We start from the raw sequence: 26,381 nt of genomic DNA, 5'->3' as shown, positions 1-26,381 counted from the left end.
TTAGGGTTCTTACACGCGTTCCAGGATCAGGGCGGTGCCCTGTCCGACGCCGACGCACATGGTGCAGAGGGCATACCGCCCGCCAGTGCGCTGCAATTGGTAGGCGGCGGTCAGCACCAGCCGCGCACCGGACATGCCGAGCGGGTGGCCAAGCGCAATCGCACCGCCGTTGGGATTAACATGGGGCGCATCGTCCGCAACGCCAAGCTCGCGCAGGGTGGCGAGGCCCTGGGACGCGAAGGCCTCGTTAAGTTCGATGACGTCCATCTGTTCGATGGTCAGGCCGGTTCGGGCTAGCACCTTGCGGGTGGCAGGCACCGGGCCGATGCCCATGATGCGCGGCTCAACCCCCGCAGCGGCCATGCCGACGATGCGGGCCATTGGCTTCAGGCCGTTCTTCGCAGCCGCGGCCTCATTTGCCATCAGGATCGCTGCGGCGCCGTCGTTGACGCCGGAGGCATTGCCTGCGGTCACGGATTTGTCCGGGCCGTTGACGCCCTTGAGGCTCGAAAGCTTTTCGGCCGAGGTGCCGGGGCGGGGGTGTTCGTCGGTATCCACCACCAGGTCATCGCCCTTGCGCTGCGGGATGGTGACCGGGGTGATTTCGTCCTTGAAGATGCCACCCTCATGCGCGGCGGCCCAGCGGGCCTGGCTGCGGGCGGCAAAGGCGTCCTGGTCCGCGCGGGAGACGCCGTAATCCTCGGCCACGTTGTCGGCGGTTTGCGGCATCGAGTCGGTGCCGTACATGTCGTGCATCTTCTTGTTCACGAAGCGCCAGCCGATGGTGGTGTCATAGACCGCATTGGCGCGGGTGAAGGCGCTGGTGGCCTTGGGCATCACGAAGGGCGCGCGGCTCATGCTTTCGACGCCGCCGGCGATGGCCATATCATAGTCGCCGGCCTTGATCCCGCGCGACGCCATGCCGACGGCATCCATGCCGGAGGCGCAGAGGCGGTTGATGGTGGTGCCGGGCACTGTTGTTGGCAGGCCTGCCAGCAGGGCGGCCATGCGGGCCACATTGCGGTTGCTTTCACCCGCCTGATTGGCATCGCCCAGGATCACGTCATCCAAGGAGCCCCAGTCCACATCCGGGTTCCGTTCAACCAGTGCCGCAATCGGCAAAGAGGCCAAGTCGTCAGTCCGCACCTGGCTCAGCGCGCCGCCGTAGCGGCCGATCGGGGTGCGGGTGGCATCGCAGATGAAAGCATCCATGGGTGTTCGCGTCTCCTGTGGCGGCGGCAGGAAAAGCCGACCGTTGGGTCGGTATTACGACGGAAGATGATTCGCGGCAAGATAAAATGTAACGCGAAAAGTGGCGGGTGTTAATTTTTGTAACGCTTTGGGGTTCGGCAACCGGCTGAGAGACTCCTGGCGGGGCGTGTATTAAGCGGCAGGATGCCTTAAGCGGGTTCCCCCGCCCGCTGCCGGAGCATTGGAAATGCACCGTAGCGGTTGGGCCCGGCACCGCGCGCTGCGCGGTGCCGGGCCCAACGGATGGAGGTCTTTCGCCAGAAAGGCTGACGGCCGGCGGGAGAGGCAGGCGGCCGGACGTGGTCCGCTGGTGCCGTCAGAGTGCAGAGTATTGCAGGATGTCGTTAGGGTAGTTCTCCTGTCCGATCCTGAAGCGGGTCAGCCCCGCATGCTCAAATCCGTTTCGAAGGTAGAACCTGCGGGCGCGGGCGTTCTCTGAATTGCTGGTGAGCCAGGGCGCTTCCCAGCTGTTGCTGCGGCAGAGCTGCAGTCCGGCTTGCAGAAGGCGGGCGCCGATGCCACGGCCGTGATGCCGGGGCTGGACATAGAGCGTGGAGATTTCGGTCCTAGACGGCCCGCCTGCCGGGCTGGGCCGCCCATTTGATACCCGGATGTAGCCGTCTATGCCGTCACGGTTCTGCGAAACCAGCAAACGTTCGGCTGTGCTGTCCAATGCCTCAGCAAAATACGCAGTGGTATATTGGCTAAGCACATAATCAGCGAAATGCCCGCTGATCCCGTTGCGCAGGTAGGTGCCTAGCCAGACTTCAATTGAAAGGGCGGCGAGGCTGGAGCAGTCCTCTGCATTTGCGGGGCGGATAACGGTGTGGTCTGAATTTCCGGTCATGAATGCCATTGGGAATAAGAAAAACACGCGCCATAGTCGGGCGGCGGGCGCCGAGGTCAAGAAGATCCCCTCGCCAAAATTGCTTCACTTGTTTATTAATGTGGCAACGCAACGCGGGAGGCGCCGATGAACATTCTCTATATCATGTTCGACCAGCTGCGGTTCGACTATCTGAGCTGCGCCGGCCACCCGCATCTGCACACGCCGCATATCGACGGGCTGGCCTCCAGGGGTGTGCGCTTTACCCGCGCCTATGTGCAGTCGCCGACCTGCGGATCATCGCGGATGTCGAGCTATACGGGGCGTTACCCATCCAGCCACGGAGTGCAGTTCAACAGCTACCCGCTGCGGGTCGGCGAGTGGACGATGGGCGACCATCTGCGCAAGGCAGGGATGGGCTGCCACCTGATCGGCAAGACCCATATGGTGGCGGATGCCGAGGGGATGCAGCGGCTGGGGCTGGCGCCGGACAGCCTGATCGGCGTGCGCCAGTCGGAATGCGGCTTTGATCCCTGGGTGCGCGATGACGGGCTGTGGGCAGAAGGGCCGGACGGGTTCTATGACCAGAAACGCAGCCCCTATAATGAGTACCTGAAGGAAAGGGGCTATCCCGGTGAAAACCCGTGGAACGACTTTGCCAATGCTGGGGTGGAGGGGAATGACATTGCCTCCGGCTGGTTCATGGTCAATGCGGACAAACCCGCCAATATCGCGGAGGAAGACAGCGAAACACCTTGGCTGACCACTCAGGCGATGGAATTCATCGCACAGGCTGAGGGGCCGTGGTGCGCGCATCTCAGCTACATCAAGCCGCATTGGCCCTATATCGTGCCCGCACCCTATCACGATATGTACGGGCCGGAGCATGTGCTGCCAGTGGTGCGCTCGGAGGCAGAGCGCGAAGACGCGCACCCTGTGTTCGACGGCATGATGAACAACCAGATCGGCAAGACCTTCAGCCGCGATGAAGTGCGCGAGAAGGTGATCCCGGCCTATATGGGGCTGATCAAGCAAGCTGATGACCAGATGGGGCGGCTGTTTGCCTGGCTGGAGGAAACCGGGCGGATGCAGGGCACGATGATCGTGGTGACCTCGGACCATGGCGATTACCTGGGTGATCACTGGCTGGGGGAAAAGAACCTGTTTCACGAGCCGTCAATCAAGGTGCCGCTGATCATCTATGACCCGCGCGCGGAGGCCGACGCCACCCGCGGCACCACCTGCGACGAACTGGTGGAGGCGATCGACCTGCTGCCCACCTTCTTGGAGTCAGCGGGCGGTGAACCTGCGCCGCACATCCTGGAGGGGCGCTCGCTGATGCCCTTGCTGCGCGGCGAAAGCCCGGACTGGCGCGAGTATGCGATTGCAGAGTTCGACTTTTCCACCATGCCGCTGTGCGAAAAACTGGGGCTGGAGCCGAAGGATGCACGACTGTTCATGGTCACCGATAAGCGCTGGAAGTTCATGCATGCGGAAGGCGGGCTGCGGCCGATGCTGTTCGACATGGAGAATGATCCGCAGGAGCTGGTGGACCTGGCAAAGGGCGATGGTCATCGGGAGATCATCGATCTGATGTATGACCGCTTGCTGGAATGGGGGCTCAGGATGTCGCAGCGGATCACCCTGTCGGACACGCAGATCAAGGCGCGCCGCGGCAAGTCTGGGCGCAAGGGGATTCTGCTTGGGGTCTATGAAGCTGACGAGGTCGCACCCGAGCTGACGGAGAAATACCGCGGTCCCGTGCCGCAGTAGCTGTCCTGCCTATTCACCTTTGCGCAAGTATTTCGGGGGAGCCCGTAAGGGCGGGGGCAGCGCCCCTTACCCGCGTTGCCAAGCTGCAGAGGGGCGCATAAATTGACCGGAAACGCATCAGAGGCGGCAGAATGGCAGGGCAGACGGAACAGGTTCTGAACGCAATCCTTGAGGATATCGAGGCCGGACGGCTGGTGCCCGGCGCGCCACTGGAGGAGAGCGAGCTGGTGCAGCGCCACGGGGTGTCGCGCACGCCGGTACGGGAGGCTTTCATTCAGCTGGAAGCCATTGGATTGATCAAGCGTTTGCCGCGCAAGGGGGCGGTTCTGTTCAAGCCGACGCTTGAGGAGTTCCTGGCGATCCTTGAGGTTCATGCCCGGCTGGAAGGGCAGGCAGCGGCGCTGGCCGCGCGGCGTTTGTCTCCGGCGCAGGCCGGGGAACTGGAAGCGGCGGTGGCCGCCTGCGAGAAACACGCAGCAGAGAAGGGTGACGGCGATCCGGCTGGCTATTACCAGCTGAACCTGCGGTTTCATGCCTGCGTGGCAGAAGGGTCCGGCAATCCGTTTCTTGTTGAGATGATCAAAACCAACGCGCGCAAGCTAATGGCCTATTACCGGGCGCGTTACCGGTATCCCGGCGTCATAGCGCAGTCGGCCAAGGAGCACCGGGAGATTGCCGCGCTGATCCTTGCCCATGACCGGGAGGCGGCTGAAGCTGCAATGACCGCGCATGTGCAGTTCGATCAGGTGACAGTGATGGACTTGCTGGCCGCTCTGGGCTGAAGCGGAAGGGAAGGGGGGCCTGGCGGCCCCTGCCTGCGGCGCGGGTATTTTGACCAGAAAGAAGCCGCAGGGTCAGGGCTGCGCAGCTTGCTCGAAGAAACGGGCGAGGGTTTCCGCAAAGGCTTGCTGATCTGACTGTTCCGCCAGGCTTTCCAGGGCACGGGCAAAACCGGCCGGGCCAAGTGTGTCCCGCATTTCGTCGCTTAGCGCGAGGATGAAGCTGTGGGTCATCTCCGGATGATGCTGTGTGGTGAAGATGTGGCGGCCAAGGGTGAAGCCCGTGTTCATGCCGCCGCTTTCGCTAAGCGGTGAAGCGCCGCCCGGCAGGGTGCTGACGCATTCGCAATGGGAGCCGTAGAGTTTGACCTCATCAGGCAGCGGGATGGCCCAATCCGGGTGGTGCAGCAGATGATTGCGGGTCAGCCCATGGACCCAGCCGTCCGGGTTGCGGTCAAGACTGCCGCCAAGGGCCTGTGCAATGGCCTGATGCCCGAAGCAGGCGCCGAACAGCGGGAATTTCCGGGCATGGGCTGTGCGGATCAGCGTTAGCAGCTGTGTGACCCAAGGCGCACCGGAGCGGACAGAGGCTGGGCTTCCAGTGATCATCGCGCCATCAAACGCAAACAGATCCTGCGGGAACTCTGCGTCCTTCACGGCAAAGACGGATGTGCGCCAGCCCGGCCTGGCCATCCGGATCAGGTCGGTGAACTTCTCACCGTCCTTGGGGTGCCTTTGGGCAAATTCGCTTTCGTCTGTGTTGGTCATCAGAATGGCCAAGTGCATGGGAACGCTCGCAAGATTTTCATTTACATAATTACAGGCTCTATTAATATACATAATGCAAGTAAGTTAGGAAAGCCCGCAATGACAGTTTGGACCCCCACCGACGACGGCTATGCGGATCTGAGCAGCCATGACACCTTTGCCAATGGCGCGCCGCACAACACCTTTGCCCGGCTGCGGCAGGAGGATCCGTTGCATTGGACCGAATACGACGGCGGCAGGAATTTCTGGTCGGTGACCCGCTATGAGGACATCACGGTGATGAACAAGAACACTGAGGTGTTCTCCTCTGCCCGTGGGATCCGGATGGAGGATCAGTCCTACGAGGAATACCTGGCGCGGCGCACCTTTCAGGAGACTGACCCGCCGGAGCATTCCAAGGTGCGGATGAAACTCCTGAAGGCGTTTTCCAAGACTACGATGGCGCAGTACGAGCAGGACATCCGGGACCTTTGCGCGGATATTCTGGATCAGGCGCTGGCCAAGGGGGAGTTCGACGCCACCAAAGAGATTGCCCGCCAGCTGCCGATGCGGATGCTGGGCCGGGTGGTGGGCCTGCCGGAGGCGGACTTGCCTTGGCTGGTGGAAAAGGGGGATGCGCTGATCGCCAATACCGATCCGGATTTCACATCGCATGTGCTCGATAAGATGCAGACGGATGAGTTCCGGATGATGCCCTTCAATTCCCCCGCCGGGGCGGAGCTGTATGTCTATGCCAAGGATCTGATGGAGGAGAAAGCGCGCAAGGGCGACACCTCGGGCGTGCTGAACCTGATCCTGGAACCGGCCAAGGATGGCTCGGTCATCACTGAAACCGAGTTCCGCAACTTTTTTTGCCTCTTGGTGGCAGCGGGCAATGACACCACGCGCTATTCGATTGCCGCGGGCATTCAGGCGATGTGCCACCAGCCGGAGCTGCTGGCGCAGATGCAAGAGGGCGGTGCGGTCTGGGAGACGGCAGCGGATGAGATCATCCGCTGGGCGACGCCCGCGCTCTACTTCCGCCGCACGGCGACCCGGGATGTGGAGATGCACGGCAAGACCATCCGGGAGGGCGACAAGCTGCTGTACTGGTTTGTCTCGGCCAACCGCGACGAAAAGCAGTTTGATGATCCATTTCACGTGAATCTGCTCCGCAGCCCGAACCGGCATCTGTCGTTCGGCCAGTTCGGCCCGCATGTCTGCCTGGGCATGTGGCTGGCGCGGCTGGAGGTCACGGTGCTGTTCCAGGAGCTGGCCAAGCGGATCCGGCATATCGAGGCTGCGGGACCTCATAAGTTCCTGCGGTCAAATTTTGTCGGCGGCATCAAGTCACTGCCGGTGCGGGTTGAGGCCGCTTGAGGATTGCGCTCTTGCAGGAAAGACTCTGCGAAAACCGCTAAATATGTTAAGTAACAAGGCACGGGAAAACGATGCCGAAGACTGTCCAACAGGGAAGGACCTGGAGCCATGAAGACCCGCTTGCGCGCGATGTTCTGCGACCACCTCAGCATCATGCGGGGGAAATACCTGCCGAATTCCAAGATCGGTGACGGCTCGACGCGGTTCTGCCGATCGGTTTTTGGCACCCATTACGATAAGGATCTGCTGGACGCGCCGGGATCGATGGTGAAACAGGGTCTTCCGGATATGGAGCTGAAATGGCTGCATGACGATATCCGCGACAGCTGGCATGCCTCGACCCAGGTGGTGCTGGGCGATCTCTATGACGATGAGGGGCGGCCGCTGGCGCTGTGCCCGCGCTGGGCGCTGAAGCGTGCGGTTGCGGACTGGCAGAAGCACGGGGTGACGCCAAAAGTCGGGATCGAGCTGGAGGCCTTTGCCCTGCAGGCGGACGACAGCGGGCGGCTCATGCCCTATGATGCGCCGGGCGGGGTGGTCTATGGCACCGGGCCGTTTGCCGACCCCTTGCGGTTCAATGACCGGATCTGGGCGATGGCAGATGACATGGGCTTCTCGCTGGACATGATCACCGCCGAGTTCGACAGCCCGCAGTTCGAATACACGCTGACCTTTGATGATGCGGTGAAGGCGGTGGATGACATCGTGCTGTTCCGCCTGATGGCGCGGGAAGTGGCGCTGGAATACGGCATTGTCCTGACGTTCATGCCGAAACCGATTGCCGAGGCCGGCGGCTCTGGCATGCATATCAACTTTTCATTCGTGGACGAGGCGGGCGGCAATGCGCTGTCGTCAGGGCCGCGGGGCGGGCCGGAGCATATGAACGATCTGGCACGCGGCTGCCTGGCGGGGCTTTTGCATCATCATAAGGGGCTTGCAGGGCTGATCGCGCCGACTGCCAACAGCTATATGCGGCTGCAGCCGGGGTCTTTGTCCGGGTACTGGCAGAACTGGGGCGGCGACCATCGCAATGTGACAACGCGCATCAGCTCTGAGGGCGGTGCCAAGGCGCGGCTGGAGCACCGGATGGCGGATGCCTCGGCCAATCCTTACACCGCGGTGGCGGCAGTCCTGCAAGCGGCGCGGCTGGGGGTTGAGAACGGCCACCAGTTGCCGCCGATGGAGACCGGCGACGGGTTTGACCGTACCGATGCGCGGGAAGGCACGGCGGTGGACCTGAAGGGCGCTGTTGGCGATCTGGAAGGGGATCGCGTGCTGGCCGCGGCAGTCGGGCCGGAGCTGGTTGCAAACCACGTCTTCATGAAACGCAAGGAAGTGCGCAAGACCCGCGACCTGGAAGGTGACGGGATGCGCGATTTCTACGTGCATTTCATCTGATCCTCCGTAGGAGAATACCGATGCAACTAACCTGGAAACTGCCGGGCGGCGGGGCTGTCACGGCAACGGTGGACTATGGTCAGAGCCTTATGGAAGCAGCGCTGGCGCAGGATGTGCCGGGTGTGGTGGGGGAGTGCGGCGGCAGCCTCGCTTGCGCAACCTGCCATGTGTATGTGGATCCGGAGTGGGCCGCAAAATGCGGTGAGGCCGGTGAGTTCGAGGGCGCCATGCTGGATCTGGCAGAGGAGCGCCGGGAGACCAGCCGCCTCAGTTGCCAGATTGAGGCGCATCCTGATTTGGATGGTTTGGTGCTGGAGGTGCCGGAGGGCTGAGTCTGGCGGCTCTATCGCGGAAATGCTCTCAGGCGCGGTTGCGATAGCTGCGCCTGTGTCCTTATTGCGCCACAGAAGGTGCGGGCCCGAAGCATCTGCTTCGGGCCCGCTATGGTATCTGGTGGCGCCCGGCCCTGGCGGCCCGGGCGCGGGTTGCGCTGTCCGCCGGACTTAGCTCACAGCCGCGAAACCTGCGTCGAGGGCGGAGAGGATGGTATCCGCCTCTGCTTCGCTCAGCACCAGCGGCGGCGACAGAATGATGTTGGGCCCGGAAACCCGCACCATTGCGCCTGCCTCATAAGCAACCTCCTGCAATTTGCCGATGGTTTTCTTGTCCACGGCTGCCTTTGTGCTGCGGTTGGAGACCAGCTCCAGCGCGCACATCAGGCCATGGCCGCCGCGGACATCGCCGATCAATTCGTGTTTCTGCTGCAGCGCCAGCAGTCCCTGGTGGATCTGGGTTCCGCGGACGGCGGCGTTTTCCGGCACGTTCAGGCGAAGCGTTTCTTCGAGGCAGGCGAGGGCGGCGGCGGCGCCGACCGGGTGGCCTGAGTAGGTGTAGCCGTGGCCGATCGCTGCCTTGCCAGTGGTGTCTTTCTCGAAGGTCTCTGTCATATGGTCCGCAATCATCACCGCGCCGAATGGGAAGTAGCCGTTGGTGATGGCCTTGGCCGTCGCCATCATGTCGGGCTGCACGCCCCAGTGGCGCGAGCCGCTCCATGATCCGCTGCGGCCGAAGGCGGTGATCACCTCGTCGGCGAGCAGCAGGATGCCGTGTTTGGTGCAGATATCCCGCACGCCGGGCATGAAGCTGGAATGCGGCGGTATCACCCCGCCCGCGCCGAGGATCGGCTCCATGATGAAGGCGGCAATGGTGCCTGCGCCCTGGAAGGCGATTTCGTCCTCCAGCGCCTGCAGGCAGAGCTGGGCGAGGCGTTCCGGGTCGGTTTCGTTGAACGGGTTGCGGTAGGTGTAGGGGGCAGGGATCTGGAAACAGCCGGGCAGCAGCGGTTCGTACTGGGTGCGGAAGTTGGCATTGCCATTCACCGAGGCGCCGCCCATGTGGGTGCCGTGGTAGCCCTTCTTCAGGCTCAGGAACTTGGTGCGGCCTTCTTCGCCGCGGATCTTGTGGTACTGGCGGGCGAGCCGCAGGGCGGTTTCCACCGAATCCGAGCCGCCGGAGGTGAAGAAGGCGCGGGTGAGCCCGTCGGGTGCAAAAAACTTGCGCAGCTCCTCTGCCAGCTGAATCACCTGGTCGTTGGTGGTGCCGCGGAAGGTGGAGTAGTAGGGCAGGACGTCCAGCTGCGCGGCGATGGCGTCCTTTACCACCTGGCAGGAAAAGCCGAGGTTCACGTTCCACAGGCCGCCGACAGCATCGACCACCTCATGCCCGTCAATGTCAGTGATCTTCACTCCCTGGGCCGAGGTGATGATGGCGGGCGGGTTGGCCAGGCTGTCGCCGGGATGCGCCATCGGGTGCCAGAGGGATTTGGCATTGTGTTCTTTAAGAAAGTTGGAGTCTTTCATGGGGGCAGCTCCTGGATGCGGCCCGGTCCGGGCCGGTGAGAGGTTCAGGCGGTTTCTTCCTGCGGATAGTCCGAAGGGGCAGAGCCGCCGATGCGATGGGTGAGAGTGGCGCCCGCGCGGCGCAGGGCCGCCGGGATCAGATTTTTTTGTTCTGCGGTCATCCGGGAGACTGGCGCGGCCACGGCCAATGCGCCGATCACTTTGCGGTCCGGGCCAAAGATGGGAACCGCGTGGGAATGCACATCCGCCTCAAATCCGCCGATGGACTGGGCAATGCCGGTGCTGCGGACCTCGTCCAGCTGGGCGCGGATTTCCTGGGGGTCGGTGATGGTTTCGGAAGTGCGTGCCTCAAGCGGCCGCGACAGCACCTCCTCGGCAAATCCGGGGTCGGCATAAGCCAGAACCGCCATGCCGGAACTGGTGCCGTGGAAGGTCAGAACCTCGGCGTCCTCCATCATGACTTTGGTGGCATTGCGCGGGGAATAGGCGTGCGACAGTGAATTCAGCTGGCTGCCCTGAAGCAGCGACAGGTGGGTGGTCTCACCGGTCTCGTCGCTGAGGTCACGCAGCACCCGGCGCGAAACAGAAAGAATCGGAACCGCTGCCTCGCGCAGAGCTGCGAGGCGCAAGACCTGCGGGCCGAGCCGGTAGGAACGATCGCTGCCGGCCTGTTCGACAAAGCCTGATTCCTGCAGTTCGCTCATCAGCCGGTAGACCGTTGCCTTGTTCATGCTCGACAAGCGCGTGAGGTCGCTGAGCCCGATCTCAGTCCGGCCATGGTTAAAATAAGTCAGTAATGACAAGGCTTTGGACACGGTTCCCATGCTCTTGCCGATGCTCCCTGTTAGGTCTTGCCAGGTGCCGTCTGCGCAAAAAGACGCACCTTTGATGCAATTTTGTTGACAGATAACGGGGGCGCCTGTCAATCTAAATTCAAACCAATGGTTCGAATAGTGAACCGAATGGCCAAACTGGGAGGAAAGCCATGAAACTCAAAACCCTCATGAAAGGGGCGGTCGCAGCGGCGGCGCTGGGGCTGAGCGCGGTTGCGGCGCAGGCCGAGTATCCGGAAAAACCGGTTAACTTCATCGTGCCGTGGCCGCCGGGTGACTTGGAGGATGTGCTGACGCGGATGATCGCCGAGGATTTCCAGAACGAATACGGTGTTGCTGCAGCTGTGGTGAATAAACCGGGCGGCGGCGGCGGGCCCTTCCCGGGGGCAATCGAGGTCGCGAATGCGCCGGCAGATGGCTACACCATCGGCTCTTTCGTGATCGGTGTGCCGGTGATGGGCCACCAGATCGACATCCCGCCGCTGACACCGGCCAAGTTCGACCCGCTGGGTATCTTCCTGACCTATCCCTTTGTGATCGCCACCTCAGGCGATGCGCCCTACAGCACGATGGAAGAGCTGGCGGCCTATGCCAAGGATAACGACGTGGCGCTGGGTCATTTCGGCGATGTTCTGACCCCGACGCAGGTGACCAAGGCCTATGCCAAGAACGCCGGCTTTGAATGGGGCTCGGATGCGGCATTTGATGCGCTGGACTGCAACACGCTGGCCTCCGGCGATGCGGATGTGATCAACACCACGCTGCAGCTGGTGCTGCCCTGTCTGGATCAGGTCAAGGTGCTGGTCTCTATCACTGACGAGCGTATCCCGCTGGCGCCTGATGCACCGACCATCGGCGAGCTGGACGAAAGCCTGAATATCGCCCTGTGGAACGGGCTGTTCGTGACCAAGGACACCCCGCAGGACGTGCGTGACAAGATCATTGCGGTTGCTGAAAAGACGGTAATGAGCGAGCGCGCCCAGAATATCGCCAAGGAAACCGGAGCACTGGTTTACTGGCAGAGCGCGGACGACAGCGCAGCCCGCGTGGCCAATGACATCGACACCATGGCCCGCATCGGCGGTTTGCTGTCGGAATAATCCTCCCCCTGCATCGGGGCCTTGCGGGGTCCCGGTGCCCTTTCCCTTCGCGCGGACAAAGAGCTCCTCAGATGCCATCGGAACGTGAACGCCGCTTTGTAGGACCGCGGCGCGGTCAGCTTGTCTTTGCCCTGGTCATGGTGGGCGTCGCATTGCTGCTGCTGGTCCTGATTACGGAGCAGACCACTTGGGTGCAGAAGACGAAACTGTTTGCCCAACCCCGGTTCTGGCCTGCTGTCGCCATCGGCGGCATGGTGCTCTTGGGCGGGCTGCACCTCTACAAGCTGCCCTGGCGGCGGGTCAGCCGTTATGACCTGTGGGAGGTCAAGCGCTGGGGGCAGGTGTTTGAATTCGCCGGCTGGTTCATGGGTTATGTCCTGCTGGTTCCCATAATCGGTTACCTCCCGGTGACGCTGGTTTTCGTTCCGCTGTTGAGCTGGCGGATGGGCTACCGCAGCCCGCTCATGCTGTGGACCAGCGCGGGTTTTGCCGTGGCCGTGGTGGTGCTGTTCAAGGCCTTGCTGTCAGTCAAGATCCCTGGCGCGCTCATCTATGAGTACCTGCCGGGATCGCTGCGCAGTTTCTTCATTCTCTATCTCTGAGTGCCCGTCATGGACCTGATCCTCTCTGCAATAGACATCCTGATGCGCTGGGACGTGGCGCTGGCGCTGCTGGCGGGTTCAGTCGGCGGCGTGCTGATTGGCGCCATTCCCGGTGTTGGCCCGGCAGTGGCAATTGCGATCCTGCTGCCCGCGACCTTCTCGATGGACCCGATTGTCGGGCTGACGGTGCTGCTGGGGATCTACGGCTCCTCCATGTACGGCGGTGCGATCCCGGCGATCCTGATCAACACGCCCGGCACCGCGGTCAATGCGCTGACCACCTATGACGGCTATCCGATGACCGCGCGGGGCGAGCCGCGCCGCGCCTTGAGCCTGGCTTATTCGGCCAGCTTCTTCGGCGGCATCTTCTCGGTCATCTGTCTGATCCTGTTTGCGCCGGTGCTGGCAAAGATTGCGCCGATGTTCGGTTCGCGCGAGATTTTCATGGCGGCGCTGCTGGGCCTCATCCTGGTGGTGGTCGCGCACCGCGGCCAGGCGTTGATTGCCGGGACGCTGGCCTGCTTCGGGATCTTCCTTCAGACCATCGGGCTGGAGCCGGTGAAATACACCCAGCGCTACACCTTCGGGCAGGATTTCCTGGGCGGCGGGATCAACCTTATCGTTGTGGTTCTGGGGCTGTTTGCGATCTCGCAGGCGTTTGTCCTGCTGACCGACGAAGACGAGAAAGTCCGGATGACCCGCCTGCGCGGCGGCATGTTCCAGGGGCTGCGCGAGCTGGTACGCCATCCGCGCGTAGCGGGGGTCTCTGCCACCTTTGGCGTCTTGATGGGGATGATCCCCGGTGTGGGCGAGTTCACCGCGCAGTTCATGTCCTACACCTATGCGCAAAAGACATCGAAACGGCCGCAGGATTTCGGCAATGGCTCCACCGAAGGTCTGATTGCTGCAGAAACCGCCAACAACGCGGTGCCTGCTGCTGCCATGGTGCCGCTTCTGGCGCTGGGCATTCCGGGTGAGGCGCTGACGGCAATGATGCTGTCGGTGTTCTATGTGCACAACGTGGTGCCGGGGCCGGGGCTTTTCCAGAACGACATGGACTTTGTCGTCGCACTGTATCTCGCACTGCTGGTGCTGAATGTGCTGGTGCTGCTGTTCCTGCTGTTTGCCACCCGGTCGCTGATCCAGGTGGTGCGCATCCCCAACCGGTTTCTCGGCGTCTGCATCCTGACGCTCAGCTTCGTCGGGGTTTATTCCCTGCGCAACTCCGCCACCGACTGTGTGATGGCGGCAGCGTTTGGCATCCTCGGCTATATCCTGAAGCGCCTGTCGCTGCCGTCGGTGCCGATCATCCTGGGCATGGTCCTGGGCGGCATCATGGAGGTGAAGCTGCGCGCGGGCATGGCGCGGGTGAAGGAACCCTTTGATTTCATTGACCGCCCGGTGGCGTTCATCCTGTTTTGCATCATCATCATCGTTCTGGCGGTCCATATCCTGCGGGTGCTGAAGGACCGGAAGGAACTGAAGGAGGCCGAATGGCAGACCAATCGCGCATCGACGAGCTTCGGAAGCTTGATGTGGCGCCGCAGAAACTCTTTCTTGAAGGATCATGGCAAGAAGGTTCGGGCCAGACACTCGAAGTTGCTTCGCCGGTTGACGGATCTGTTCTGACGACGCTGGCGGGCGCCTCTGCAACCGATGTCGAAAAGGCTGTGGCTTCGGCGCGGCGGGCATATGAGGATCGCCGCTGGGCGGGGCAGAGCCCCGCCGCGCGCAAGCAGGTGCTGCACAGGATTGCGGACCGGATCGCTGCCGAGGCGGTTGAGCTGGCGGTTCTGGGCGTGCGCGACAATGGCACCGAGTTCAATATGGCTCTGAAAGCAGAGCCGGGATCGGCTGCGGGAACTTTCCGCTATTATGCTGAGGCGCTGGACAAGGTGGCGGGTGAGGTCGCACCGACAGCACCCGACGTTCTGGGGCTGGTGCACAGGATGCCGGTGGGCGTGGTGGGGGCAATTGTTCCTTGGAATTTTCCGCTGATGATCGGTGCCTGGAAGCTGGCGCCGGCGCTGGCGATGGGCAATTCGGTGGTGCTGAAGCCTGCCGAAACCGCTTCGCTCTCCTTGCTCCGGCTGGCCGAAATCTGTTCCGAATGCGGGCTGCCGGACGGGGTGCTGAACGTGGTGACCGGCTCCGGTGCTGAAACCGGCGCGGCACTGGCCGCTTCAATAGATGTGGATGTGCTGGCCTTCACCGGCTCAGGCGCTACGGGGCGCAAGCTTTTGGAAGCTTCGGCGCGGTCTAACCTCAAGCGTTGTTACCTGGAGCTGGGCGGCAAGTCTCCCAACATTGTCTTTGCGGATGCGCCGGATCTGGGCAAGGCCGCAAAAGTCTCTGCGGCGGGTATCTTCCGAAACTCCGGACAGGTCTGCATTGCCGGTTCCCGCCTGCTGGTTGAGGCTTCGATTCACGACGAGTTTGTTGAGATGCTGAAAGCTGAGGCGGAGGCACTGCTGGTGGGCGACCCGCTCGAACTGAGCACGCAGGTCGGCGCTGTGAACTCTGAGGAGCAGCTTCGCCGCAACTTGTCTTTCATGGACATGGCGCGGTCCGAAGGCGGGCAGGTGGTGACCGGCGGCACGCGCATTCTGGAGGACACAGGCGGCACCTATATGTCGCCGGCCATCGTGACCCATGTGACCCGGGATCATGCGCTGTTCCAGCGCGAGGTTTTCGGGCCGGTTCTGGCAGTAACCAAATTCGAGACCGAACAAGAAGCGTTGAGTTTGGCCAATGGTACCGACTTCGGATTGGCCGCCGCGGTGTGGACCGAAAACCTGTCACGCGCGCACCGGATGGTCGCTGGCGTTCGTGCCGGTGTCGTGCATGTGAACACCTACGGCGGTTCGGATAATACCGTTCCGTTAGGGGGCGTCGGACAGTCGGGCAACGGGCATGACAAGTCGCTGCACGCGCTGGACAAATACACCGATCTAAAAACCGCTTGGATCCAGCTCTGAAGCAGGCTTCGCGAGAGCAAAATCTGCGGCCTCCGGCGGGCGTATTTTTGGTAAGATGAAAAGCTTGGGCGTGCCGGTGACCGCCGTCCAGGCGCTGATTAAACGGGAGACAAAGCCTGTGGCAGACAAGACCATTCTGGTTGCCGGAACCTATGACACCAAGGACGATGAACTGGGCTACCTGGCGGAGGTGATCCGTGGTCAGGGCGGCAAGGTGCTGACGATGGATGTGAGCGTGCTGGGGGATCCCAGCCAGCCCGCGGATATCAGCAAGCACGAGGTGGCTGAGGCTGGTGGCAGTTCGATTGAGGCGGCGATTGCTTCGGGGGACGAAAACACAGCCATGCAGATCATGGGGACAGGGTCCGCGGCCAAGTCGCTGGAGCTATACCGGGCAGGTCGCATTGACGGGGTGATCGTGCTGGGCGGCACTATGGGCACCGACCTGGCGCTGGACATGTGCGCGGCATTGCCGGTTGGAGTGCCGAAGTATATCGTCTCCACCGTCGCATTTTCGCCGCTGATGCCGCCGGAGCGGATTCCGGCGGATGTGCAGATGATCCTTTGGGCTGGCGGGCTCTATGGATTGAATTCGATCTGCAAGGCATCGCTCAGCCAGGCCGCCGGTGCGGTGCTGGGGGCGGCTCGGGCGGTGGAGCCGCCCAAACGCGACCGGCCGCTGATCGGCATGACCTCTTTCGGCAAAACGGTGCTGCGCTACATGGTGTCGCTGAAACCGGCCTTGGAGGACCGCGGCTTTGAGGTCGCGGTTTTCCATGCCACCGGCATGGGCGGGCGGGCTTTCGAGAGCTTGGCAGCGGAGGGCGCCTTTGCGGCGGTGATGGATTTTGCCCCGCAGGAAGTGTCGAACCACCTGTTTGGCGGGCTGTCAGCGGGGGCGGACCGGATGACCAACGCAGGTAAATCCGCGACGCCGCAGCTGGTGGCGCCGGGCTGCTATGACCTGGTGGATTTTGTTGGGTGGCAGGACACTCCGGTACAGTTGCAAGGCCGGGAGACGCACGCCCACAACCGGCTCTTGACCTCCGCCATGCTGGAAGCGGGGGAGCGCCGCCAGGTGGCGCAGGCGATCTGCGGCAAGCTCTCCACCGCGCAGGCGCCGGTGGCGGTGCTGCTGCCCTCAGGCGGGTGCAACGAATGGGACCGGCCCGGCGCGCCGCTGCATGATGCGGAAGGGCTGGCGGCCTTTTGCGAGGAAATGCGAGAGCGCTGCCCGGAGAATGCGGAGCTGCATGAGCTGGATTGCCACATCAATGACGCTGACTTCTGCGCCAAGACCTTGGAAATCCTCGATGGCTGGATCGCCAGCGGGGTGGTGAAAACCGGCTGATACGCTTTGCGGCAGCGTTGCCGGATAAGGTGTTTCAAAAAGGTTCCATTTTCCTCAGTTTCTGTTACGTAAATTCCAGCAAAACAGGCCGCCGGAGGCTGCGAGCACCGTGATGCGGGGTTTGCGGGGCTTCTGCTGTCATTGGGGCTTGGCGCCGGTCCGGCTGCCGTGCCTAATCTGTTGGGAGCGGGGGGCAGGCACTGCCGCCGCGGAAGAGAGAGGAAGACCGGATGAGTGAAGCCATTGCATATGAGCGCGTCGGCGATATTGCCGTTCTGAAGGCGCAGAACCCGCCTGTGAACGCGCTGGGCATTGATGTGCGCAAAGGGCTGCTGGCCGGGATTGAGCGTGCCGAAGAAGAGGGTGCCAAGGCAGTGCTGATTTACGGCGAGGGTAAGACCTATTTTGCGGGTGCCGATATTCGCGAATTCGGCAAGCCGCCGCAGGACCCCTACCTGCCGGGTCTGTGCAGCCGGATCGAAGCCTCACCGCTGATCGTGGTCTCTGCCATGCACGGCACGGCGCTGGGCGGCGGGCTGGAGGTGGCCTTGTCCTCGCACTACCGGATTGCAGTGCCTACGGCAAAGATGGGGCTGCCCGAGGTCAACCTGGGCATTCTGCCCGGTGCGGGCGGAACCCAGCGGCTGCCGCGGCTGGCCGGAACGGAGGCTGCGCTGGAGATGATCACCTCGGGCCGCCACTTTGGCGCGGCGGAGGCGCTGGACAAGGGCATCATCGACCGTATTGCAGACGGCGAACCCCGTGAAATCGGCCTGGCTTATGCGCAGGAACTGCTGGATGCAGGTGCGCCGCGCCGGGCTGTAGGCGAAATGCCTGCGCCGGAAGCTGTGGAATTCGATGCCGTCTATGATGCGACGCTGAAGAAGGGCCGCGGCCAGCTTTCTCCGGCGACGGCGGTGCGGGCGGTTCAGGCAGCGGTGGAAGCAGAGAGCTTTGAGGCGGGCCTCAAACGCGAGCGTGCGCTGTTCACAGAGCTGATGGAATCAGATCAGCGGCAGGGGCTGATCCATGCCTTCTTCTCGGAACGTGCGGTCAGCAAGCTGCCGGAGCTGGACGGCGTTGAACCGCGGGACGTTTCCGCCATGGGGGTAATCGGCGGCGGCACCATGGGGGCGGGCATCGCCACAGCCGCGCTGCTGGCCGGGTTGCCGGTGGCGCTGATAGAGATGACGGATAAGGGGGTCGCCGCCGCGCGCGGCCGGATCGAAGGCAATCTACAAGGCGCCCTGAAGCGGGGCAAGATCACCCAGATGCAATTTGATCAGCTGACCGGAGAGGCGCTGACCGTGTCCACGGACTATGCCGCGCTGGGGCAGGTGGATCTGGTGGTCGAGGCCGTGTTCGAGGACATGGGCGTCAAGCGCGAGGTTTTCGGCAAGCTGGATGCGCATTGCAAGCAGGGGGCGGTGCTGGCGACCAATACCTCCTATCTGGATGTGGATGAGATCGCCGTTGCAACTTCCCGCCCGCAGGATGTGATCGGGCTGCATTTCTTCTCCCCCGCCCACGTGATGAAGCTTTTGGAAGTTGTGGTCGCTCAGAAAACCGCGCCGGAGGTTCTGGCCACCGGCTTTGCTCTCGGAAAGCGGCTGAAGAAGGTGGCGGTCCGTTCCGGCATCTGCGACGGCTTCATCGGCAACCGGATCATGAACGCCTACCGCAAGGCGGCGGAATATGTGGTGCTGGATGGCGCTTCGCCCTACCAGGTGGACAAGGTGGTGACCACTTTCGGCTTCCCGATGGGACCGTTTGCGATGGGCGATTTGGCGGGGTTGGACATCAACTGGGCGGCCCGCAAGCGCCGCGCGCCGACGCGGGATCCGCGTGAGAGGGTGCCGCGGTTCTACGAGATGCTCTGCGAGGGCGGTGACTTCGGCCAGAAGACCGGCAAGGGCTTTTATGTCTACGAGGAAGGCAAGCGCGGCGGCGTCCCGAACCCGGAGGTGGCGGAGCTGATTGCCCGGGACCAGGAGCAGCAGGGTGTCACCCCGCGGGAGTTTAGTGATGCCGAGGTACTGCGCCGCTACATGTGCGCCATGGTGAACGAAGCCGCCAAGGTGGTGGGCGAGGGAATCGCCCGGCGTCCGCTGGATGTGGATATGGTGATGCTGTTCGGCTACGGCTTCCCCCGCTTCTGGGGTGGGCCGCTGAAATGGGCCGATCTGCAGGGGCTGGACGGCATCCTGACCGATATCCGGTCTTTTGCGGTTGAGGATGAATTCTTCTGGCAGCCGGCGCCGCTGCTGGAGCGTTTGGTGGCTGAGGGCAGAACCTTCGGCGATCTGAACAAAGGCGCCTAGGCAAGCGGGCGGCGCCCCTCCGGCCCGTCGAGGGCCATCGGGGCGCGGCCCGGCGTTGCCGGGCTGGACGCGCAAACGCTGACCGTAGCACGAAAAAAGCGCCGCGCGGAACGCGCGGCGCCTGGCCCAACAAGAGCCGCGCATCTTGGATGCGCCCGGCGATTGGCGGGAGAGTCCGGTGCTCAGGTCCAGGTGCCTTCGGTCGAGGCACGGATCTTGCGGATGTTCTCGCCGTAGACTTCCGGAGTGTTGACCGAACCTCCCTTGAACACGGCGGAGCCTGCGACCAGCACGTCGGCGCCGGCTTCGGCCACCAGCGGCGCGGTGGTGGGATCGACACCGCCGTCGATCTCGATATGCACCGGGCGGTCGCCGATCATTGACCGCAGGCGGCGGATCTTGGCGGTCATGTCGATGAACTTCTGGCCGCCGAAGCCCGGGTTCACAGTCATGACGCAAACCAGATCAGTGAGGTCCAGAAGGTGCTCAACGGCCTCTGCCGGGGTGCCGGGGTTCAGTGCGACACCTGCCTTCATGCCCGCGCCGCGGATCGCCTGCAGGGTGCGGTGGATGTGCGGGCCAGCCTCGATATGGGCGGTTAGAACATCGGCGCCGGCATCGGCGTAGGCGTTGATGTAGGGATCGACCGGCGCGATCATCAGGTGCACGTCCATCACGGTCTTCACATGCGGGCGGAACGCCTTCACGGCTTGCGGACCGAAGGTGAGGTTCGGCACAAAATGCCCATCCATCACATCCACATGCACCCAGTCGGCGCCTTGGGTTTCGATCGCCTGGATCTCCTGCCCGAAATTGGCGAAATCGGCAGACAGGATGGAGGGTGCGATCTTGATCTTGCGGTCAAAGGACATCTGGCAGCTTCCTTTTGCAAAGGGAAATGAGGAGTCGAAGGCCGTATAGACCGTCCGGCCCGCTGTGCACAGGGGCAGATTAAGCATCGGGTCCGTTTCCTTGGGCGCTGCGCCTGCCGGTTGCGCCGGGTCGCGTTACAAAACTTTCACGGCAGTGACACATGAGCTTTGAGCAGGGCCGGTAGGCAATCCCCGAACGAGAAGGGAGCGCCCCGGTGCTGCGCATTGATAAACTGACCAAACGGTTCGGCGGTAAGATCGCGGTGGATACCGCTACGCTGGACATCGACAAGCCCTGCATGATCGGCATCATCGGCCGCTCCGGCGCAGGTAAATCCACTCTGCTGCGGATGCTGAACCGGCTGGAAGACGCCAGCGGCGGCCGCATCCTGTTCGAGGGGCGTGAAATTACCGGACTGAAGGGCAAGGGCAAGCGCGCCTGGCAGTCCGAGTGCGCGATGATTTTCCAGCAGTTCAACCTAGTGCCGCGGATGGACGTTGTTTCCAACGTTTTGCACGGCACATTGAACCGCCGCAATGCGATGGCGACGCTGTTCAACCTCTATCCGATGGCAGATATTCACACGGCGATCGACATCCTCGACCGGCTCGGAATTGCTGAACATGCCGCCAAGCGGGCAGAGGCGCTGTCGGGCGGCCAGCAGCAGCGGGTGGCGATTGCCCGGGCGCTGATGCAGGACCCGAAAATCATTCTGGCGGATGAGCCGATTGCCTCGCTGGACCCGATGAACGCCCAAACCGTGATGGAGGCGCTGCGCCGCATCCACGAGGAAGACGGGCGCACCGTGATTGCCAACCTGCACACGTTGGACACTGCGCGCCGCTATTGCGACCGGGTGGTCGGGATGCGCGACGGGCGCATCGTCTTTGACGGGCTTCCGGAGCAGCTGACCACCGGGGTGGCCCGCGAGATTTACGGCGCCGGAGAGGAATTTTCCGAGGCCGCCACCTCAACCGAGATCGAAACGCTGGAAAAGACGGACGCGATGCGCACCGCCATTCCCGCCGAATAACCCCGAACCTGAATTCATCGACCCGGCGGGCTGCTCTGCCGGGACCCAACCGGAGAGACATGAGATGAAGAAACTGATTGCTGCCGTTCTGGCAACCACCGCGCTGACTGCCCCTGTTGCGGCAGAAGAGATCAAGGAATTCCGCATCGGCATCCTGGGCGGAGAGAACGCTCAGGACCGTTTGAGCAAGCAGGAATGCCTGCGTGAACAGACCGAGGAATTGCTGGGCGTTGAAACCAAGCTGTTTGCCCCTGCCGACTATAACGGCGTGATCCAGGGCCTGCTGGGCGGTACCATCGACATGGCGTGGCTGGGTGCTTCGGGCTATGCCAAGACCTACCTTTCTGACCCTGAGGCTGTTGAGCCGGTGCTGGTCAAGGTGAACACCGATGGCAGCTATGGCTATTACTCCATTGGCTTTGCCCGCAAAGACAGCGGTGTCGAAACCCTGGAAGACCTGAAAGGCAAGACTTTCGGCTTTGGCGACCCGAACTCCACCTCCGGCTACCTGATCCCGTCGATCGAAATTCCGCAGGTGACTGGCGCGACCATGGACTCCGGTGACTACTTCGGCGAAGTGAAGTTCACTGGCGGCCATGAGCAGACCATTGTGGCCGTAGCAAACGGCGACGTGGATGGCGGCGTCAGCTGGGCAGACGGCCTGGGCGAATGGGAAGACGGCTACAATTCGGGCGCGCTGCGCCGCGCCGTGGATGCCGGCCTGGTCGATATGAACGACATGGTGGAAATCTGGAAATCGGCGCCGATCCCGGAGGGCCCGTTTGTTCTGCGCACCGAACTGCCCGAAGATGTGAAGGTCAAAATGACCGGATTGCTGGCCTCGATGAACTCTATCGACCCGGACTGCATGTATAACGTGCTGGGCGGCGAATCCAAAGGTCTGATGCCGATCACCCATGACGCTTACGAAGTGATCATCGAGGCCCGCAAGCTGAAGTCCCAGTAATTTCAGCCCAGCACTTATTTAGTTGTGCTCTGCGGGGTTCCGGGCCGGTCTTGGAGCCCCGCAATTTCCTGGATGGACCCAGTAACACCCATCCCTAGAAGATCAGGATCCCCAAATGGCAGATTTGACAGCCGCCCGGCCGGGCATCGAGGACATCCGGCAGCACTACACCGCCCATACCCAGCGCAAGCGGCTCTATGGCGGTATTCTTCTGGCGGTTTTTGTGGCGCTAATGGTGTCTGGATTCCGCACAGCGGATGCCCGTAACGCAGGCTCCTTTGCTGACGGGTTCACCCGCATTTTCGACTATCCTGCCGAAGTTCTCGCGGAGGCCGCCGAAAAGGCGGCGCAACTGCCGGGCCATGTGGTGCATTTCTTTCCGGCGCTGGTGGAGACATTGAACATCGCCGCCGCTTCGACCCTGGTGGGGGCCGTGTTCGGCACACTGCTGTCGCTGCTGGCGACCCGCGGCATGGCGCCTTGGCCCGCGCTTATCCCGCTGTTCCGCCGCATCAGCGATGTCTGCCGGGCAATTCCGGAAATCGTCATTGCGCTGGTGCTGATATTTGTGCTCGGCGGCGGGCCAGTGCCTGCGATGATCGCGATTGCCATCCACACCGCCGGCGCGCTGGGCAAACTGTTTTCCGAGGTGAATGAAAACGCCTCGCTGAAACAGGTTGAAGGCCTCACCTCTGTCGGCGCCACCTGGGCCCAGCGGATGACGCTGGGGGTGATCCCGCAGGTTGGCCCGAATTATGTGAGCTACGCGCTCTTGCGCTTTGAGATCAACATCCGGGCCTCTGCCATCCTCGGCTTTGTCGGTGCGGGCGGTATCGGCTACGAGCTGAAAAACGCCATGTCCTGGGGGCAGGGGCGCTATGACGAGGCAGCCGCGATCTTCCTTCTTCTGTTTGTCACCATAGTGGCCGTTGACCAGCTGTCCGGCCTCTTGCGTGACCGCCTGACCCATGGAGCGAAGGCATGACCACTTTTGACACCACCCTTACTTCGGCTGACCTGAAGTCAGACATCTCGCGGCTGTTTCTGAAAAAGCGGCTGATGAATTTTGCCCTGCCCGCCGCGGTGCTGGCCTATCTCGCCTATGTCTTTGTGGTCTTCGACATGCCGGGGCTGTGGGAGCGTGCCAGCCTGGACAACGCCACGACCCTGGTCAGCGACAGCTACAGCTACAAGACCCATGTCACCCGAGACAACCGCAGCGGTGAGGTGTCGGTGGCCATCGAGGGCGAGCGCAAGGGCGCCTATCCCGACGGCATGTCACCGGACTGGGTGGCCCTGGGCGAGACCACTGTGATTGATCTGGAGGCTGGGCATAAGGTCACCTTCGGCCCGGAGACCATCGCATATGAAATCCCCGGCTATGGCACAGTGCGCGCCACGCCGAGCCGCAGCGCGGGCGTGCAAGCGGAACTGCCTGCCGGTGATGTGCCGGAGTGGATCAGTGTTTCGAAGAACCGCCTGGCCGTCACCACGGAGGCGGGCCGCCTGACCGTGACCCGCAACCGGGCGGAAGTTTTCCGCTATTTCGCGGGGTGGGAGCTGTTCTTCTTTACCCTCGACAGCCCGTACTACGGCATGGGCGCAGGGGAGCTGGTGCAGCGGGCTGCCACTGGCGAGGCTGGCGCAATCTTCCAGGAGTTCTGGACCAATAAGATGTGGCGCCACCAGGATGTGGCCTGGGCCATTGCTGAGACCCTGCTGATGGCCTTCCTCGGCACCATCGGTGCAGGCATCATCGCGCTTCCTCTGGCCTTTCTGGCGACCCGGAATTTCATGCCCTTGCGCAGCGTCCGCTTTGCCATGCGCCGCGTGTTCGATTTCGTGCGCGGCGTCGACTCGCTGATCTGGACAGGGGTGCTGGCGCGGGCCTTTGGCCCCGGGCCGCTGACCGGCGCGCTGGCGATTCTGGTGACGGACACTGGCACCTTCGGTAAGATCTTCTCCGAGGCGCTGGAGAACGTTGACCAGAAGCAGATCGAGGGCGTGGCTTCAACCGGAGCCAAGCCGGTGCAGCGCTACCGCTTCGGGGTGATCCCGCAGATCACGCCGGTTCTGCTGAGCCAGCTGCTGTATTTCTTGGAGTCAAACACACGGTCAGCCACCATTATCGGTGCGATCACCGGCGGCGGCATCGGCCTGTTGCTGACACAGGCGATCATCACCCAGAAGGACTGGGAGGAAGTGGCCTATTACATCACCTTGATCATCCTGATGGTGATGCTGATGGACTGGTTCTCCGGCTGGCTGCGGCGCCGCCTGATCAAGGGCGAGGGCGGCAAGGCCAAGCGCAAGCCGCGGAAGCCGGAAGAGGGCGGGGCGTTCCTGCTGCCCTGACCTTGCCCCGGCTTGCTGAGGAGGACTGACAATGCCCCGGTTGAAGGCCGAAGAACCGTTCATCCACCCTGATTGCACGATCACTGGCAGCCGTTTCGGTGCCTATGTCGAAATCGGCGCCGGCTGCCGGGTGGCGAACGCAGTGGTCGGCGACTACAGCTATTGCGACCGGATCTGTGACATTGCCAACGCAGAGATCGGCAGGTTTGCCAATATTGCCAGCTTTGTGCGGATCGGCGCCTCCGACCATCCGATGGAGAAAGCGTCTCTGCACCACTTCCTCTACCGGTCGGCAAGCTACTGGGATGATGCGGAGGATGACGCGGAGTGGTTTGACCGCCGCGCCGGGCGAACTGCCTGCATCGGCCATGACACCTGGATCGGCCATGGGGCAATGATCAAGCCTGAGGTGACCATCGGGCATGGCGCTGTCGTGGCCTCAGGCGCGATTGTGACCAAGGACGTGGCACCCTACACCATTGTTGGCGGGAATACCGCCAAAGTGATCCGCCGGCGGTACCCTGAGGCGGTTGCCGGGCAGATGCTGGACCTGGCGTGGTGGGACTGGGACCACGAGGCCTTGCGGACCGCGCTGCCGGACTTCCGTAGCTTGAGGGCCGAAGAGTTCCTGGAGAAGTATTCCTGATTCCGCAGGCGGGCAGCTACCGCCTGTTCCAGCACATTCCCAGAACGTGCGTCACAGTTGGGCGTGGCGCCGCTGCGCGGCGACGCGCTTCAGGGGCAGGTTTGCCCTGAAGCGCTTTTTCTATTTTTGGTCTGCCAGCCCCGCCTCAAGGGTAAACGGCGCAGCGCGCCGCCGCCTTGCGATCCATGGCCCGGGGCTGTCAGGGGTCAGGCGGCGCCTGCGTCGACCAGTTGGGTGGCGATGTCGAGGAACACCTTGGCCTGGGGGCTGCCGGGCTTGGCTGCCACGATGGGCGTGCCGTTGTCACCAGCCAGCCGCACGTCCAGATGCAGCGGTACCTCGCCCAGCAGCGGCACGTTCAGCTTTTGCGCCTCAAGTGCGACGCCGCCGTGACCGAAGACATGTTCTTCATGCCCGCAGTTGGAGCAGATGTGGATGGACATGTTCTCGATCATGCCCAGTACAGGCACGTTCATTTTGCGGAACATGTCGATGCCCTTGCGCGCGTCGATCAGCGCCACATCCTGAGGGGTGGAGACCACGATGGCGCCGTCCACATGGGTCTTCTGCGCCAGCGTCATCTGCACATCGCCGGTTCCCGGCGGCAGGTCGACGATCAGCACGTCCAAATCACCCCATTGCACCTGCAAGAGCATCTGCTGCAGCGCGCCCATCAGCATCGGTCCGCGCCAGATCACCGCCTGATCCTCGCCGGTCATCAGCCCCATCGACATCATGGTGACCCCATGGTTGCGCAGCGGCAGGATGGTCTTGCCGTCGGGGCTGGCGGGGCGGCCGCTGACGCCCAGCATCTTGGGCTGCGAGGGGCCATAGACGTCGGCATCCAGCAGGCCCACTTTGCGCCCTTGCATTGCCAGCGCGCAGGCGAGATTGGCGGAAACGGTGGACTTGCCAACGCCGCCCTTGCCCGAGGCCACGGCGAGGATCCGGGCCACGCCGGGCACCTTCTGCGGCGCCTGCTGCTGCGGCTGGGCTGCTTTCTTCGGTTTCAGGTCCGGCGGTGCCTTTTCCGAATGGGCGGTGAGCATCGCAGAGACCTTCTCCACCCCGGGCAGTGCCGCCACGGCCGCATCTGCCTTATCGCGCACCGGGCCGTAGGCATCGGACTTGCCGGGATCAATTTCCAGCACAAAGCGGACGGTGCTGCCCTCGACGGTAACTGCGCGGGCGATGCCTGCGCTGACAATGTCACTGCCGCTGACGGGGTCGGTGATGGATTTGAGCGCCTCAAGGACGGTTTCACGGGTGACGGTCACGCCGGTCTCCTGTAGCTGGTCATGTCTTGCGC

General features: G+C 62.8%; 23 protein-coding genes. 16 read left to right on the top strand and 7 right to left on the bottom strand.

The window, feature by feature from the left end; all coding sequences use genetic code 11:
- Positions 1–9: 9 nt before the first annotated feature.
- On the bottom strand, positions 10–1,212 hold the full coding sequence (gene pcaF, locus RA24_RS18465) for a 3-oxoadipyl-CoA thiolase (protein ID WP_019297022.1): 1,203 nt from the start codon (positions 1,210–1,212) through the stop codon (positions 10–12).
- A 355-nt stretch (positions 1,213–1,567) separates the two neighbouring features.
- Complete coding sequence (locus tag RA24_RS18460) at positions 1,568–2,107, bottom strand: GNAT family N-acetyltransferase (protein ID WP_193747148.1); 540 nt, start codon at positions 2,105–2,107, stop codon at positions 1,568–1,570.
- Positions 2,108–2,224: 117 nt separating this feature from the next.
- On the opposite strand from RA24_RS18460, the gene RA24_RS18455 reads away from it, so the two are divergent.
- Positions 2,225–3,850 carry a sulfatase-like hydrolase/transferase gene (locus RA24_RS18455; protein ID WP_039193420.1) on the top strand — a complete coding sequence of 542 codons (1,626 nt, stop codon included), beginning with the start codon at positions 2,225–2,227 and terminating at the stop codon, positions 3,848–3,850.
- Positions 3,851–3,981: 131 nt separating this feature from the next.
- Entirely contained in the window at positions 3,982–4,632 is a 651-nt protein-coding gene (locus RA24_RS18450) for a GntR family transcriptional regulator (RefSeq protein WP_019297019.1), read from the top strand.
- 72 nt (positions 4,633–4,704) lie between these two features.
- On the opposite strand, the gene RA24_RS18445 is transcribed toward RA24_RS18450, so the two are convergent.
- On the bottom strand, positions 4,705–5,415 hold the full coding sequence (locus RA24_RS18445) for a type 1 glutamine amidotransferase (RefSeq protein WP_039193418.1): 711 nt from the start codon (positions 5,413–5,415) through the stop codon (positions 4,705–4,707).
- An 81-nt stretch (positions 5,416–5,496) separates the two neighbouring features.
- Between RA24_RS18445 and RA24_RS18440 the strand changes: the two genes are divergently transcribed.
- The 3 genes from RA24_RS18440 (at position 5,497) to RA24_RS18430 (ending at position 8,486) form a co-directional block, all read left to right on the top strand.
- Positions 5,497–6,756, top strand: coding sequence for a cytochrome P450 (locus tag RA24_RS18440; RefSeq protein ID WP_039193416.1), 1,260 nt, complete (start codon positions 5,497–5,499; stop codon positions 6,754–6,756).
- 108 nt (positions 6,757–6,864) lie between these two features.
- Positions 6,865–8,154 (top strand): glutamine synthetase family protein, encoded by a 1,290-nt coding sequence (locus RA24_RS18435; RefSeq protein WP_019297016.1) that lies wholly within the window; start codon positions 6,865–6,867, stop codon positions 8,152–8,154.
- Positions 8,155–8,174: 20 nt separating this feature from the next.
- Positions 8,175–8,486 carry a 2Fe-2S iron-sulfur cluster-binding protein gene (locus RA24_RS18430; RefSeq protein ID WP_052269629.1) on the top strand — a complete coding sequence of 104 codons (312 nt, stop codon included), beginning with the start codon at positions 8,175–8,177 and terminating at the stop codon, positions 8,484–8,486.
- Between the two features lie 171 nt (positions 8,487–8,657).
- On the opposite strand, the gene RA24_RS18425 is transcribed toward RA24_RS18430, so the two are convergent.
- Both RA24_RS18425 and RA24_RS18420 read right to left on the bottom strand, forming a co-directional pair.
- Positions 8,658–10,013 (bottom strand): aspartate aminotransferase family protein, encoded by a 1,356-nt coding sequence (locus RA24_RS18425; RefSeq protein WP_039193414.1) that lies wholly within the window; start codon positions 10,011–10,013, stop codon positions 8,658–8,660.
- 44 nt (positions 10,014–10,057) lie between these two features.
- Positions 10,058–10,837: an IclR family transcriptional regulator gene (locus RA24_RS18420; protein ID WP_029204888.1), complete on the bottom strand. Its 780-nt coding sequence runs from the start codon at positions 10,835–10,837 to the stop codon at positions 10,058–10,060.
- Between the two features lie 161 nt (positions 10,838–10,998).
- Here RA24_RS18420 and RA24_RS18415 point away from each other — a divergent pair, with 161 nt between their 5' ends.
- The 6 genes from RA24_RS18415 to RA24_RS18390 all read left to right on the top strand — a co-directional run bounded on the left by RA24_RS18415 (position 10,999) and on the right by RA24_RS18390 (position 19,198).
- Positions 10,999–11,946, top strand: a complete 948-nt coding sequence (locus tag RA24_RS18415; RefSeq protein ID WP_039149195.1) for a tripartite tricarboxylate transporter substrate binding protein — start codon at positions 10,999–11,001, stop codon at positions 11,944–11,946.
- A 71-nt stretch (positions 11,947–12,017) separates the two neighbouring features.
- Entirely contained in the window at positions 12,018–12,548 is a 531-nt protein-coding gene (locus RA24_RS18410) for a tripartite tricarboxylate transporter TctB family protein (protein WP_039174885.1), read from the top strand.
- Positions 12,549–12,557: 9 nt separating this feature from the next.
- Positions 12,558–14,177, top strand: coding sequence for a tripartite tricarboxylate transporter permease (locus RA24_RS18405; RefSeq protein WP_039193412.1), 1,620 nt, complete (start codon positions 12,558–12,560; stop codon positions 14,175–14,177).
- Positions 14,084–15,526: an aldehyde dehydrogenase family protein gene (locus tag RA24_RS22085; protein ID WP_082020395.1), complete on the top strand. Its 1,443-nt coding sequence runs from the start codon at positions 14,084–14,086 to the stop codon at positions 15,524–15,526. Before RA24_RS18405 ends, RA24_RS22085 begins: the two co-directional genes overlap by 94 nt.
- A 55-nt stretch (positions 15,527–15,581) precedes the next feature.
- Entirely contained in the window at positions 15,582–16,877 is a 1,296-nt protein-coding gene (locus RA24_RS18395) for a Tm-1-like ATP-binding domain-containing protein (RefSeq protein ID WP_446720216.1), read from the top strand.
- A 230-nt stretch (positions 16,878–17,107) separates the two neighbouring features.
- Entirely contained in the window at positions 17,108–19,198 is a 2,091-nt protein-coding gene (locus RA24_RS18390) for a 3-hydroxyacyl-CoA dehydrogenase NAD-binding domain-containing protein (protein ID WP_039193409.1), read from the top strand.
- 182 nt (positions 19,199–19,380) lie between these two features.
- On the opposite strand, the gene rpe is transcribed toward RA24_RS18390, so the two are convergent.
- Positions 19,381–20,070, bottom strand: coding sequence for a ribulose-phosphate 3-epimerase (gene rpe, locus RA24_RS18385; RefSeq protein ID WP_039193478.1), 690 nt, complete (start codon positions 20,068–20,070; stop codon positions 19,381–19,383).
- A 215-nt stretch (positions 20,071–20,285) separates the two neighbouring features.
- Between rpe and phnC the strand changes: the two genes are divergently transcribed.
- The 5 genes from phnC (at position 20,286) to RA24_RS18360 (ending at position 25,072) form a co-directional block, all read left to right on the top strand.
- Positions 20,286–21,104, top strand: coding sequence for a phosphonate ABC transporter ATP-binding protein (gene phnC, locus RA24_RS18380; protein WP_039136719.1), 819 nt, complete (start codon positions 20,286–20,288; stop codon positions 21,102–21,104).
- A 64-nt stretch (positions 21,105–21,168) separates the two neighbouring features.
- Positions 21,169–22,071, top strand: a complete 903-nt coding sequence (phnD, locus tag RA24_RS18375) for a phosphonate ABC transporter substrate-binding protein (protein WP_039149185.1) — start codon at positions 21,169–21,171, stop codon at positions 22,069–22,071.
- A 115-nt stretch (positions 22,072–22,186) separates the two neighbouring features.
- Complete coding sequence (gene phnE, locus RA24_RS18370) at positions 22,187–23,056, top strand: phosphonate ABC transporter, permease protein PhnE (RefSeq protein WP_039193407.1); 870 nt, start codon at positions 22,187–22,189, stop codon at positions 23,054–23,056.
- Positions 23,053–24,426: a phosphonate ABC transporter, permease protein PhnE gene (gene phnE / locus RA24_RS18365; protein ID WP_039193405.1), complete on the top strand. Its 1,374-nt coding sequence runs from the start codon at positions 23,053–23,055 to the stop codon at positions 24,424–24,426. Before phnE (RA24_RS18370) ends, phnE (RA24_RS18365) begins: the two co-directional genes overlap by 4 nt.
- Positions 24,427–24,457: 31 nt before the next feature.
- Complete coding sequence (locus tag RA24_RS18360; protein ID WP_019296729.1) at positions 24,458–25,072, top strand: chloramphenicol acetyltransferase; 615 nt, start codon at positions 24,458–24,460, stop codon at positions 25,070–25,072.
- Positions 25,073–25,278: 206 nt separating this feature from the next.
- On the opposite strand, the gene RA24_RS18355 is transcribed toward RA24_RS18360, so the two are convergent.
- Complete coding sequence (locus RA24_RS18355; RefSeq protein WP_039193403.1) at positions 25,279–26,349, bottom strand: Mrp/NBP35 family ATP-binding protein; 1,071 nt, start codon at positions 26,347–26,349, stop codon at positions 25,279–25,281.
- Between the last annotated feature and the right edge of the window lie 32 nt (positions 26,350–26,381).

The organism is Leisingera sp. ANG-M6 (assembly GCF_000813905.1).
Taxonomy (GTDB): Bacteria; Pseudomonadota; Alphaproteobacteria; order Rhodobacterales; family Rhodobacteraceae; genus Leisingera.
The sequence above is the reverse complement of the archived record's forward strand: the minus strand, read 5'-3'. Positions and strand labels throughout refer to the sequence as shown.

Coding starts and splice junctions, on each gene's coding strand:
- pcaF (WP_019297022.1), bottom strand. CDS start 1,212: ATGGATGCTTTCATCTGCGATGCCACCCGCACCCCGATCGGCCGCTAC.
- RA24_RS18460 (WP_193747148.1), bottom strand. CDS start 2,107: ATGGCATTCATGACCGGAAATTCAGACCACACCGTTATCCGCCCCGCA.
- RA24_RS18455 (WP_039193420.1), top strand. CDS start 2,225: ATGAACATTCTCTATATCATGTTCGACCAGCTGCGGTTCGACTATCTG.
- RA24_RS18450 (WP_019297019.1), top strand. CDS start 3,982: ATGGCAGGGCAGACGGAACAGGTTCTGAACGCAATCCTTGAGGATATC.
- RA24_RS18445 (WP_039193418.1), bottom strand. CDS start 5,415: ATGCACTTGGCCATTCTGATGACCAACACAGACGAAAGCGAATTTGCC.
- RA24_RS18440 (WP_039193416.1), top strand. CDS start 5,497: ATGACAGTTTGGACCCCCACCGACGACGGCTATGCGGATCTGAGCAGC.
- RA24_RS18435 (WP_019297016.1), top strand. CDS start 6,865: ATGAAGACCCGCTTGCGCGCGATGTTCTGCGACCACCTCAGCATCATG.
- RA24_RS18430 (WP_052269629.1), top strand. CDS start 8,175: ATGCAACTAACCTGGAAACTGCCGGGCGGCGGGGCTGTCACGGCAACG.
- RA24_RS18425 (WP_039193414.1), bottom strand. CDS start 10,013: ATGAAAGACTCCAACTTTCTTAAAGAACACAATGCCAAATCCCTCTGG.
- RA24_RS18420 (WP_029204888.1), bottom strand. CDS start 10,837: ATGGGAACCGTGTCCAAAGCCTTGTCATTACTGACTTATTTTAACCAT.
- RA24_RS18415 (WP_039149195.1), top strand. CDS start 10,999: ATGAAACTCAAAACCCTCATGAAAGGGGCGGTCGCAGCGGCGGCGCTG.
- RA24_RS18410 (WP_039174885.1), top strand. CDS start 12,018: ATGCCATCGGAACGTGAACGCCGCTTTGTAGGACCGCGGCGCGGTCAG.
- RA24_RS18405 (WP_039193412.1), top strand. CDS start 12,558: ATGGACCTGATCCTCTCTGCAATAGACATCCTGATGCGCTGGGACGTG.
- RA24_RS18395 (WP_446720216.1), top strand. CDS start 15,582: ATGAAAAGCTTGGGCGTGCCGGTGACCGCCGTCCAGGCGCTGATTAAA.
- RA24_RS18390 (WP_039193409.1), top strand. CDS start 17,108: ATGAGTGAAGCCATTGCATATGAGCGCGTCGGCGATATTGCCGTTCTG.
- rpe (WP_039193478.1), bottom strand. CDS start 20,070: ATGTCCTTTGACCGCAAGATCAAGATCGCACCCTCCATCCTGTCTGCC.
- phnD (WP_039149185.1), top strand. CDS start 21,169: ATGAAGAAACTGATTGCTGCCGTTCTGGCAACCACCGCGCTGACTGCC.
- phnE (WP_039193407.1), top strand. CDS start 22,187: ATGGCAGATTTGACAGCCGCCCGGCCGGGCATCGAGGACATCCGGCAG.
- phnE (WP_039193405.1), top strand. CDS start 23,053: ATGACCACTTTTGACACCACCCTTACTTCGGCTGACCTGAAGTCAGAC.
- RA24_RS18360 (WP_019296729.1), top strand. CDS start 24,458: ATGCCCCGGTTGAAGGCCGAAGAACCGTTCATCCACCCTGATTGCACG.